The organism is Streptomyces sp. NPDC056835 (assembly GCF_042789485.1).
Taxonomy (GTDB): domain Bacteria; phylum Actinomycetota; class Actinomycetes; order Streptomycetales; family Streptomycetaceae; genus Streptomyces.
On record NZ_JBHUBB010000006.1, the window covers coordinates 1 to 12,884 of the forward strand.

Sequence of the window (12,884 nt, forward strand, 5' to 3'; positions counted from 1 at the left end):
TCGTTGGCGATGCGGGCGTTGTCGGCGGAGGCTTTGAGTGAGGTGGGTGCGCCGGCGAGGGAGGCGCTGTTCAGGCTGGACTGGACACCGGTAGCCGCTCCGGCTGTCGGCACTTCGCAGACGATCGCCGTGGCGGGCCAGGACACCCTGGGCCTCGTCGAGGTCCTGAGTGCTGCGGGTGCCGTGCCCGAACTCGTCGCCGATCTGGAGGCGTTGGGCGCTGGGGGGGCGGTGGTGCCGGGTGTGGTGTTGATTCCGGTGGTTGGGGAGTCTGGTGCCGATGTGGCGGATGTGGCACGTGTGTTGACGCGGCGGGTGCTCGGGCAGGTTCAGGAGCGGTTGGCGGATGAGCGGTTCGGGGGGTCGCGGTTTGTTTTTGTGACGCGGGGTGCTGTGGGTGGTGTTGATGTGGCGGCGGCTGCGGTGCGGGGGCTTGTGCGGTCGGCGCAGTCGGAGAATCCGGGTTGTTTCGGTCTGGTCGATCTGGATCCGGTCGGGCCGGTTGTGTTGCCGTTGTCGGTGTTGGGTGGGGACGAGCCGCAGGTGATCGTTCGTGGTGGTGAGGTGCTGGCCGGGCGGTTGGTGCGTGGGTCGGTTGGTGAGCTTGCGGTGGGTCCGGTCTGGGGTGGTGATGGCTGTGTGCTGATCACTGGTGGTACGGGTGGTCTGGGCGCGGTGGTGGCACGGCATTTGGCGGCGGAGCACGGGGTGCGTCGGCTGTTGCTGGTGAGCCGCCGGGGCCTGGCCGCCGACGGAGCCGAAGCACTGAGCGATGAACTGACGGAGCACGGCGCCGAGGTGTCGATCGAGGCCTGCGATGTCGCGGACCGTGGCGCGCTCGCCGATCTGCTGGCTCGACACACCGTGTCGGCTGTGGTGCATGTGGCGGGTGTGCTGGACGACGGTGTGGTGGGTTCGCTGACGCCGGAGCGGCTGGACAAGGTCCTGCGTCCGAAGGTCGACGCGGCCTGGAACCTGCATGAACTGACGCGCGGCCACGACCTCTCTGCCTTCATCGTGTTCTCTTCCATCGCTGCTCTGTTCGGTAGTGCGGGTCAGGGTAATTACGCGGCGGGTAACGCGTTTCTGGACGCGTTGATGGAGCGTAGGCGGGCTGAGGGTCTGCCGGGTGTGTCGTTGGCCTGGGGCCCGTGGGATCAGTCGGGTGGGATGACGGGCACGCTGTCGGAGGCGGACGCGGAGCGGATGGCTCGTGCGGGTGTGCCGGCGTTGTCGGTGGAGCTGGGTGTGGCGTTGTTCGACGCGGCTCTGACTTCTGGTGATGCTGTGGTGGCGCCGGTGCGGCTGGATCTGGCGGTGTTGCGTGGGCGGGGTGAGGTTCCGCCGCTGTTGCGGTCGTTGATTCGTTCGCGGTCGCGTCGGGCTGCCGCGGTGGCCGGGTCGGCTGCCGCGGCCGGTCTGGTGGAGCGGCTGGCCGGGCTGACGGTGGTTGAGCGTCAGGAAGTGCTGCTGGACCTCGTACGCGGGCAGGTCGCTCTCGTTCTGGGGCACGCCGACGGCAATGCGGTCAACCCGGGCCGGGCCTTCCGCGACCTGGGCTTCGACTCGCTGACCTCTGTCGAACTCCGCAACCGGCTCAACACCGTGACCGGGCTGCGACTGCCGGCCACGATGGTCTTCGACTATCCGACCGTCGAGACGCTGGTCGATCATCTGCTCGATAATTTGCTCGGTGCCGATGCGGACGTGGCCCTGCCTGTGGCCAGGCGTGCCGCCGCGGTGGCCGACGATCCGATCGTGGTCGTGGGGATGAGCTGCCGGTATCCGGGCGGGGTGGCCTCGCCGGAGGATCTGTGGCGGCTGGTCACCGAGGGCAGCGATGTGATCTCCGCCTTCCCGACCAACCGTGGCTGGGACGTGGACGGGCTGTTCAACCCGGACCCCGACCACAAGGGCACGTCGTACACCCGCTCGGGCGGATTCCTGCACGAGGCGGGTGAGTTCGACCCGGCCTTCTTCGGTATGTCGCCGCGTGAGGCGCTGGCGACGGACTCCCAGCAGCGGCTGCTGCTGGAGACCTCGTGGGAGGCGATCGAGCGGGCCGGTATCGACCCGGTGTCGCTGAAGGGAAGCGCGACCGGCGTATTCGCTGGCGTGATGTACAACGACTACAGCACCGTCCTGGGGGGCCCGGAGTTCGAGGGCTTCCAGGGGAGCGGCAGTTCGCCGAGCCTCGCGTCGGGCCGGGTCTCGTACACGCTGGGCCTGGAGGGTCCGGCGGTGACGGTGGACACGGCGTGCTCGTCGTCGCTGGTCGCGATGCACTGGGCGATGCAGGCGCTGCGCAGCGGCGAATGCTCCCTCGCACTCGCCGGTGGCGTGACCGTGATGTCGACCCCGTCGGTGTTCGTCGACTTCTCCCGGCAGCGCGGACTCTCTCCCGACGGCCGCTGCAAGGCGTTCTCGGACGCGGCCGACGGCGTCGGCTGGTCGGAGGGTGTCGGCATGCTGGTGCTTGAGCGGCTGTCCGACGCGCGGCGCAATGGCCACGAGATCCTGGCGGTGGTCCGTGGCTCGGCCGTCAACCAGGACGGCGCGTCGAACGGGCTCACCGCCCCCAACGGCCCGTCGCAGCAGCGCGTGATCCGTCAGGCGCTCGCCAGCGGCGGACTCGCGGCCGACGATGTCGATGTGGTGGAGGCGCACGGTACGGGTACGACGCTGGGCGACCCGATCGAGGCGCAGGCACTCCTCGCCGAATACGGCCGTGATCGTGACCCGGAGCGTCCGCTGCTGCTGGGCTCGGTGAAGTCGAACATCGGTCATACGCAGGCGGCTGCGGGTGTGGCAGGCGTGATCAAGATGATCACGGCGATGCGTCATGGGGTGCTGCCGCAGACGCTGCACGTCGACGCCCCGTCGTCACATGTGGACTGGTCAGAAGGCGCGGTGGAGCTGCTGACCGAGCAGACGCGGTGGCCGGAGGTCGGTCGCGCGCGGCGCGCGGCCGTCTCGTCGTTCGGGATCAGTGGGACGAACGCTCACGTCATCCTTGAACAGCCGACCACCGTCATCGAGGGAACAGTCCTCGGCAGTACGGAAGCCCCGGAGACCGAGTCGGGTGTGGTTCCGTGGGCGCTCTCGGGCAAGACGGCCGAGGCGCTGCGCGGCCAGGCGGCCAAGCTGCTGTCGTCGATCGAGGCGCGGCCGGAGCTGCGGCCGGTGGATGTCGGGTTCTCGCTGGCGACGGGCCGGTCGGTGTTCGATCACCGGGCGGTGGTGTTGGCGGGCGCTTCCGCTGATGCGGTGCGAGCCCTTGCGGCTCTGGCGTCCGGTGACGTGGATTCGTCGGTGGTGTCGGGTGCGGTCGTCGGTGGGAAGACGGCGGTGCTGTTCTCGGGGCAGGGCAGTCAGCGGTTGGGGATGGGCCGTGAGTTGTACGGCCGGTTCCCGGTGTTCGCGGAGGCGCTGGATTCCGTACTCGCCTTGCTGGAAGGCGAGTTGGGGTGTTCGCTGCGTGAGGTGATGTGGGGTGAGGACGCCGAGCTGCTGAATGACACGGGGTTTACTCAGCCGGCGTTGTTCGCGGTGGAGGTGGCGCTGTTCCGGCTGGTGGAGTCGTGGGGTGTGCGGCCCGAGTTCGTGGCGGGCCACTCGATCGGTGAGATCGCTGCGGCGCATGTGGCGGGGGTCTTCTCGCTGGAGGACGCCTGTCGTCTGGTGGTGGCGCGTGCGTCGTTGATGCAGGGGTTGCCGGTGGGTGGTTCGATGATGGCGGTGCAGGCGACGGAGGACGAAGTCGCTCCGTTGCTGGCGGGTGAGGTGTCGATCGCGGCGATCAACGGCCCTGCGTCGGTTGTCGTTTCGGGTGACGAGGATGCTGTCCTGGCGGTGGCGGCGCGGTTGTCGGAGCAGGGTCGTAAGACCACGCGTCTGCGTGTCTCGCACGCCTTCCACTCGCCTTTGATGCGGCCGATGCTGGATGACTTCCGCACCGTCGCGGAGGGGTTGTCGTTCGCGGCTCCCCGGATCCCGGTCGTGTCGAATCTGACCGGTGGTCTGGCGTCGGCGGAGGAGCTGTGCTCGGCCGAGTACTGGGTACGGCATGTCCGGGAGGCGGTCCGGTTCGCCGATGGCGTGCGGACGCTCGGCGAGCAGGGCGTGACCACCTTCCTGGAGCTGGGTCCGGACGGTGTGCTGTCGGCCATGGCCCAGGAGACCGCGCCGGACGGAGCGGCGATCGTCCCGATCCTCCGCAAGGACCGGCCCGAGGAGTCGACGGCGCTCGCCGCGCTGGCCCAGCTGTATGTGCGGGGAGTTCCGGCGGACTGGCCGGCGTTGTTCGCGAGGGCCGGCGCGCGGCGGGTCGAGTTGCCCACGTACGCCTTCCAGCGCACGTGGTTCTGGCCGGCGGGCCCCCTGGGTGGTACCGGCGACGTACGGGCCGCTGGGCTCGGTTCAGCCGAGCATCCGCTGCTCGGTGCGGCCGTCGAACTCGCCGAGGTCGAGGGCGCGTTGGTGACGGGTCGGTTGTCGGTCCAGTCGCATCCGTGGCTGGCTGATCACGCGGTGATGGGCCGGGTTCTTCTTCCCGGTACCGCGCTGCTTGAGCTGGCGATCCGGGCCGGTGACGAGGTCGGCTGTGACCGTGTGGAGGAGCTGACGCTCGCCGCGCCGCTGACTCTGCCGGAGCGTGGTGCGGTTCAGGTGCAGGTCGCGGTCGGTACCCCTGATGAGTCGGGTCGGCGGTCGGTGGGGATCTACTCCCGCCCCGAGGACGGGGCGGACGGATCATGGACGCAGCACGCCACCGGCGCGCTGACGACCGCCGACACCACTGCCGCCGACTCCGGCTTCGACGCAACAGTGTGGCCGCCGACCGGCGCCCGGGCTCTGGAGGTCGAGGGTTGCTACGAGCGGTTCGACGAGCTGGGCTTCGCGTACGGCCCGGTGTTCCAGGGGCTGAAGGCGGCCTGGCAGCGCGACGGCGAGATCTTCGCCGAGGTGAGCCTGCCGGAGAGCGCGGAGAGTGACGCGGCCAGGTTCGGTCTGCATCCCGCGCTGCTCGACGCGTCCCTGCATGCCTCGCTCCTGGCGGGCGACGGCGAAGAGGCCGGTGGTGCTCTGCCGTTCTCGTGGATGGGTGTCTCGCTGCACGCGACGGGTGCTTCGGCGCTACGGGTGCGGTTGGCTCCGGTCGGTAAGGACGCGATGTCCGTGGCCGTCGCCGACACGTCCGGTCAGCCGGTCGCCTCCGTCGACTCGCTGCTCGTACGGGCCGTGTCGCGCGATCAGTTGACCGGCTCCGCTTCCGCGGACCTCGTCCGTGACGCGCTGTTCGGCCTGGGGTGGACGCCGGTGACGGCGGTGGCCGAGTCGGACATTCCGGGGTCGGTCGTCGTCCTCGGACCGGACACACTGGGACTCGCCGACGGAATGGCCGAGTCCGGCGCGGAGGTCGAGACGGTCGGGACATTCGCCGATCTGGTGTCGTCGGCGGCGGGGGAGTCCCCGGTGCCGGGCACCGTACTGGTGGGCATCGACGGTACGTCGTACGAGGACGGGGTAGCGGAGTCGGCCCACGCGCTGACCGCCGAGGCCCTGGCCCTGATCCAGGGCTGGCTGGCCGAGGAGCGGTTCGCCGGCTCGCGGCTGGTGTTCGTCACCCGGGGAGCCGTGTCCGTGGACGGCGGCGCTGTCGCCGACCTGGCGGCTGCCTCCGTATGGGGTCTGGTGCGGTCCGCGCGGTCGGAGAACCCGGGCCGCTTCGGGCTGCTGGATCTCCCCACCGGCCTGTCGTCCCTGTCCGAAGCGCGAAAGGCTCTCGGTTCCGATGAACCACAGCTGATCGTCCGCGACGGCGCGATCCGCGCGGGACGACTGACCCGTGTCCCCCTGACCGTCGGCGGGAACGGTGACCAGGCCGGCCCGGCCTGGGACGGTGAGGGTACGGTCCTGATCACCGGCGGTACGGGCGGTCTGGGCGCGATCCTGGCCCGGCATCTCGTGACCGAGCGCGGTGTGCGCCATCTGCTGCTGGTCAGCAGGCGGGGTACGGACGCACCCGGCGCCGCCGAACTGGTCGCCGAACTGACCGCGCACGGTGCGCGGGCCACGGTCGCCGCGTGCGACCTCGCCGACCGGCCCGCCGTGTCCGGGCTGCTGGCCGACGTACCGTCCGAACACCCGTTGACCGCCGTGGTGCACACGGCCGGTGTGCTGGACGATGGTGTGGTCGGTTCGCTGACGCCGGAGCGGCTGGATACGGTTTTGCGGCCGAAGGTGGACGCGGCGTGGCATTTGCATGAGCTGACGCGTGATCTCGGTTTGGGTGCGTTTGTGGTGTTCTCGTCGGTGGCGGGTCTGTTCGGGGGCGCTGGGCAGGGCAATTACGCTGCCGCGAATACCTTCCTGGATGCTTTGGTGGCGCGTAGGCGGGCTGAGGGTCTGCCGGGTGTGTCGTTGGCGTGGGGTCCGTGGGATCAGGCGGGCGGGATGACGGGGACGGTGAGCGAGGCGGACATGCGGCGTCTGGCCCGCTCCGGGATGCCGCCGCTCTCCATCGAGCAGGGCCTCGCGCTCTTCGACGCGGCGCTCGCCTCCGGTCGGACCGTGGTGGCGCCGGTGCGGCTGGATCTGGCGGCCCTCCGCGCCCAGAGTGAAGTACCGCCGCTGCTCAGCTCGTTGATCCGTACCCGCGCCCGTCGGAGCGCGGTCGCCGGATCGGCCACCGCCGCCGCTACCGGGCTTCTCGGCCGACTGGCCGGACTGACCTCGTCCGCCCGGCACGAAGCACTTCTGGACCTCGTACGGAGTCAGGTCGCCCTCGTACTCGGCCACGCCGACGCGGCAGCCGTCAACGCCACTTCCCAGTTCCGGGAGTTGGGCTTCGACTCGCTGACAGCGGTGGAGCTGCGGAACCGGCTGAGTACGGTGACAGATCTGCGGCTGACAGCCACGCTGATCTTCGACTACCCGACCGCGACCGCGCTCGCGGACCATCTCGGCGACGAACTGTTCGGCACTGAGGCGGAGACCACGATCCCGGTCCGGATGCTGCCGCCCGTGGCCGACGATCCGATCGTGGTCGTCGGGATGAGCTGCCGCTACCCGGGCGGGGTGGCCTCGCCCGAGGACCTGTGGCGGCTGGTCACCGAGGGCACCGACGCGGTCTCCGGCTTCCCGGCCAACCGTGGCTGGGACGTGGACGGGCTGTTCAACCCGGATCCGGACCATGCGGGCACGTCGTACACCCGCTCGGGCGGATTCCTGGAGAACGCGGGCGAGTTCGATCCCGCCTTCTTCGGTATGTCGCCGCGTGAGGCGCTGGCGACGGACTCGCAGCAGCGGCTGTTGCTCGAAGCCTCGTGGGAGGCGATCGAGCGGGCCGGCATCGACCCCGTCTCCCTGATGGGCAGTGCGACCGGAGTGTTCGCCGGTGTGATGTACAACGACTACGGCACCACACTGAACGGCAAGCAGTTCGAAGGACATCAGGGCCAGGGCAGCGCGGGAAGCGTGGCCTCGGGCCGGGTCTCGTACACCTTCGGGTTCGAGGGTCCGGCGGTGACGGTGGACACGGCGTGCTCGTCGTCGCTGGTCGCGATGCATCTGGCGGCCCAGGCGCTGCGCGGCGGTGAATGCTCGCTGGCACTCGCGGGCGGTGTGACGGTGATGTCGACCCCGGGCACCTTCGTGGAGTTCTCCCGGCAGCGGGGTCTGTCGCCCGACGGCCGCTGCAAGGCGTTCTCGGAGTCGGCCGATGGTGTGGGCTGGTCTGAGGGTGTCGGCATGCTGGTGCTTGAGCGGCTGTCGGACGCGCGGCGCAATGGCCATCAGGTGCTGGCGGTGCTGCGCGGCAGCGCGATCAACCAGGACGGCGCGTCGAATGGTCTGACCGCCCCGAACGGTCCTTCGCAGCAGCGGGTGATCCGTCAGGCGCTGGCCAGCGGCGGGCTGTCGCTGGACGATGTGGACGCGGTGGAGGCGCATGGTACGGGTACGACGCTGGGTGACCCGATCGAGGCGCAGGCGCTGCTGGCGACGTACGGGCGTGACCGCGATCCGGAGCGTCCGCTGCTCCTCGGATCGGTGAAGTCCAACATCGGTCACACGCAGGCCGCCGCCGGTGTGGCGGGTGTCATCAAGATGGTGCTGGCGATGCGGCACGGCGTGCTGCCGCGCACGCTGCATGTGACCGAGCCGTCGTCGCACGTCGACTGGTCGGCGGGCGCGGTGGAGCTGCTGACGGAGCCGGTCGAGTGGCCGGAGGTCGGTCGCGCGCGTCGGGCGGGTGTCTCGTCCTTCGGGATCAGTGGAACCAACGCGCACGTCATCCTCGAACAGCCGGAGCCCGAGCCCGAGCCGGTGGCCGAGTTCGCGGCCGAGCCGCCCGTGGCGGAGTCCGCGTCGCGCGCCGTGGTGCCGTGGGTCCTCTCGGGCAAGACCCCGGAGGCGCTGGCGGCTCAGGCGGCCAGGCTGCTCTCCTACATCGAGGCACGGCCGGAGCTGCGGCCGGTGGATGTCGGGTTCTCGCTGGCGACGGGCCGCTCGGTGTTCGAGCACCGCGCGGTGGTGCTGGCGAGTGAATCCGACGGCTCCGACGGCTCCGGTGGCCCTGGTGGCCCTGGTGGCCCTGGTGACGCGCTTCGTGCGCTGAGCGCCCTGGCGTCCGGTGACGCGGATCCGTCGGCGGTGTCGGTGCCCGTATCGAGTTCGGGTCCGGTGCTCGACGGCAGGACAGCGGTGCTGTTCTCGGGGCAGGGCAGTCAGCGGCTCGGGATGGGCCGTGAGTTGTACGAGCGGTTCCCGGCGTTCGCCGAGGCACTGGACTCCGTACTCGCCACGCTGGACGGTGAGTTGGAGCGGCCACTGCGCGAGGTGATGTGGGGCGGTGACGCAGAACTGCTGAATGACACGGGGTTTACTCAGCCGGCGTTGTTCGCGGTGGAGGTGGCGCTGTTCCGGCTGGTGGAGTCGTGGGGTGTGGTCCCGGACTTCGTGGCGGGTCATTCGATCGGTGAGATCGCGGCGGCTCATGTGGCGGGGGTGTTCTCACTGAAGGACGCCTGCGCACTGGTCGTGGCGCGGGCGAAGCTGATGCGGGCGCTGCCGGCCGGTGGCGCGATGGTCGCGGTACGGGCGACGGAGGAGGAAGTCACCCCGCTGCTCTCCGGCGACGTGTCGATCGCGGCGATCAACGGTCCCGCGTCGGTTGTTGTCTCGGGTGATGAGGACGCCGTCCTGGCGGTGGCGGCGCAGTTGGAGGAGCAGGGTCGTCAGACGACGCGTCTGCGGGTGTCGCACGCGTTCCATTCGCCTCTTATGCGGCCGATGCTGGATGAGTTCCGATTGGTTGCGGAGGGGTTGTCGTTCGCGGCGCCGCGTATTCCGGTCGTATCGAATCTGACGGGTGGTCTGGCGTCGGCCGAGGAGTTGTCGTCGGCCGGGTACTGGGTGCGGCATGTCCGGGAGGCGGTCCGGTTCGCGGATGGTGTGCGGACGCTGGCCGAGCAGGGTGTGAGTACGTTCCTGGAGCTGGGGCCGGACGGTGTGCTGTCGGCCATGGCCCAGGAGACCGCGCCGGAAGAAGCGCTGATCGTCCCGATCCTCCGTAAGGACCGGGACGAGGAACGGACAGCCCTCACCGCGCTCGCTCGCCTGCACGCGCGCGGTACGAAGGCCGACTGGACCGGGTTCTTCGCGGGGACAGGGGCGCGGCGGGTCGAGTTGCCCACGTACGCCTTCCAGCACCAGTGGTTCTGGCCGGCGGGTTCGCAGTCCGGTGGCGCCGGTGATGTGCGCGCGGCGGGTCTCGGTTCGGCCGAGCATCCGCTGCTGGGCGCGGCCGTCGAACTGGCTGCGGGTCAGGGCGTGTTGTTCACCGGTCGGTTGTCGGTGCGGTCGCATCCGTGGCTGGCTGACCACGTGGTGATGGGACGCGCTCTTCTCCCCGGCACCGCGCTGCTTGAGCTGGCGATTCGGGCGGGTGACGAGGTCGGTTGCGATCGGGTGGAGGAGTTGACGCTTGCCGCGCCTCTCGTTCTTCCGGAGCGTGGTGCGGTTCAGGTGCAGGTGGCGGTCGGTGTTCCTGATGAGTCGGGTCGGCGTTCGGTGGGGATTTACTCCCGCCCGGAGGACGTGGCGGATGCGTCCTGGGTCCAGCACGCCACTGGTTCGCTGGTGATCTCCGGCGACACCAGTGCGATGGGCTTCGGGTTCGACGCGAGGGTGTGGCCGCCGGCCGGTGCCGAGGTTCTGGATGTCGAGGGTTGCTATGAGCGGTTCGAGGAGATCGGGTTCGCGTACGGTCCGGTGTTCCAGGGGTTGCGGGCGGCTTGGCGGCGCGACGGTGAGATCTTCGCGGAGGTGACTCTTCCGGAGAGCGTCGAAGGTGACGCTGCCGGGTTCGGTCTTCACCCCGCACTGCTTGACGCGTCTTTGCATGCCTCGCTTCTGGCGGGCGACGGTGATGGTGAAGGGGGCGGTGGTGGTCTGCCGTTCTCGTGGGAGGGCGTGTCGTTGCGTGCGACGGGTGCTTCCGCATTGCGGGTGCGGCTGGCTCCCGTGGGCAAGGACGCGATTTCTGTGGCTGCCGCCGACACTTCGGGTCAGCCGGTCGCTTCCGTCGACTCGCTGCTCGTACGGACCGTGTCGAGCGAGCAACTGAACGGTCCCACAGGCGCCGGCAGGGACTCCCTGTTCGGCCTGGAGTGGACGCCGGTGACGGCCGTGGTCGAGTCGGACATTCCCGGGTCGGTCGTCGTCCTCGGACCGGACGCTTTCGGGCTCGCCGACGTCCTGGCAAAGTCCGGCACATTCGGTACATCCAGTACGTCCGGTGCGGACAGTAGGTCCAGTACGGGCGGTACGGGCGGTACGGACGGTACGGGCGTCGAGGCGCACGCCGACCTGGCGTCGTTGGCGGCCGGGGATTCCCCGGTGCCGCCCGTCGTACTGGTGCCCGTCCTGGGCGAACGGGACGGTGCCGGGGCAGAGACCGTGCCCGGATCGGTGCGCGAGGTCGTCTCCCGGGTGCTGGGGCAGCTCCAGCAGTGGCTGGCCGATGACCGGTTCGCCGGGTCGCGGCTGGTGTTCGTCACCCGGGGAGCGGTGGCCGTGGAAGACCACGCCGTGGACGACAACACCGTCGACGGCGGCGCACTCGCCGACCTGGCGGCGGCCTCCGTATGGGGTCTGGTGCGGTCGGCGCAGTCGGAGAATCCCGGCTGCTTCGGGCTGCTGGATCTCGACCCGGCGGACGACGCCGCGGCGCCGGCTCCGCTGACCCGGGCTCTCGGTTCCGACGAGCCGCAGTTGGTGCTCCGAGGGGGCGAGGTCAGGGCCGCCAGGCTGGATCGCGTAACCCTCCCGGAGCAGGTCATTCCCACCAACGGGGAGACAGATGGGGCAACAGATGGGGCAACAGAAGGGCCAACAGACGGGGCAACAGATGGGGCCGGGAAGAGCTGGGAGCGGGGCGGCACGGTACTGATCACCGGCGGAACCGGCGGTCTGGGCGCGATCCTGGCCCGGCACCTGGTAGCGGAACGCGGCGTACGCCGGTTGCTGCTGCTCAGCCGCCGCGGTCCCGGTGCCGAGGGCGCGGAAGCGCTCGTCGAGGAACTGAAGCGGCTCGGCGCCGAGGTCACGGCCGCGGCCTGTGATGTCGCCGACCGGGCAGCGCTGGCCGAGGTGCTGGCCGCCGTACCCGCCGCACATCCGGTCTCGGCGGTCGTACACGCCGCCGGTGTGCTGGACGATGGTGTGGTCGGTTCGCTGACGCCGGAGCGGCTGGATACGGTTTTGCGGCCGAAGGTGGACGCGGCGTGGCATTTGCATGAGCTGACGCGTGATCTCGGTTTGGGTGCGTTCGTGGTGTTCTCGTCGGTGGCGGGTCTGTTCGGGGGCGCTGGGCAGGGCAATTACGCTGCCGCGAATACCTTCCTGGATGCTTTGGTGGCGCGTAGGCGGGCTGAGGGTCTGCCGGGTGTGTCGTTGGCGTGGGGTCCGTGGGATCAGGCGGGCGGGATGACGGGGACGGTGAGCGAGGCGGACATGCGGCGTCTGGCCCGCTCCGGGATGCCGCCGCTCTCCATCGAGCAGGGCCTCGCGCTCTTCGACGCGGCGGCCACCGGCTCGCGGGCGCTGATGCTGCCCGTACGGCTGGATCTGGCGGCCCTCCGCGCCCAGGGCGAAGTCCCGCCGCTGCTCAGCGGTCTGATCAGGACACCGTCCCGGCGGTCGGCGACGGCCGCTCCGCGGTCGGCCGAATCGCTCGGGCAACGGCTGACCGGACTGACCGACGAGGAGCGCCGTGACGTTCTTCTGACGCTGGTCCGCGATCAGGCGGCCGTGGTGCTCGGACACACGGACGGGACGGCGGTCGGCGCCTCGCGGCAGTTCCAGGAGCTGGGCTTCGACTCGCTGACGGCGGTGGACTTCAGGAACCGGCTGAACGCGGCCACGGGGCTGCGCCTGCCGGCCACTCTGCTGTTCGACTACCCCACCCCGGCCGCGGTCGTGGACCATCTCCACTCCCAGCTGGTGACCGAGGAGGTCACCGGAGCCGGATCGGTGCTCGCCGTACTCGACCAGTTGGAGAAGGCGATCACGGAGATGACCGTCGACGCGCAGGAGTTCAAGCATGTCGCCGGGCGCATCGAGGTGCTCAGGAGCAAGTGGGCCGCGCTGCGGCAGGAGTCGGCGAACGGCTCCGGCGAGTTCAACCTGGAGGCGGCGTCGGACGACGATGTGTTCGCGCTCCTCGATGACGAACTCGGTCTGTCGTGAACCGCGGGGGTTTCGGGCGACGAAACAATTGAACCCCAAACCCCCCCAGACGCCCGGCGGGGGGCAAGCGGCGCAAGCGGGTGCAAAAAAAAACCGTTGGGTACCCCAAAAATGTACAAAAAAACTAAAAA

1 protein-coding gene is annotated in these 12,884 nt (G+C 69.9%); it reads left to right on the forward strand.

The genetic code is table 11. From position 1 onward, the window contains the following. The coding region (locus ACFRMN_RS08560; RefSeq protein WP_383015312.1) for an SDR family NAD(P)-dependent oxidoreductase at positions 1-12,753 on the forward strand (12,753 nt) is incomplete at its 5' end. Positions 12,754-12,884: the final 131 nt, after the last annotated feature.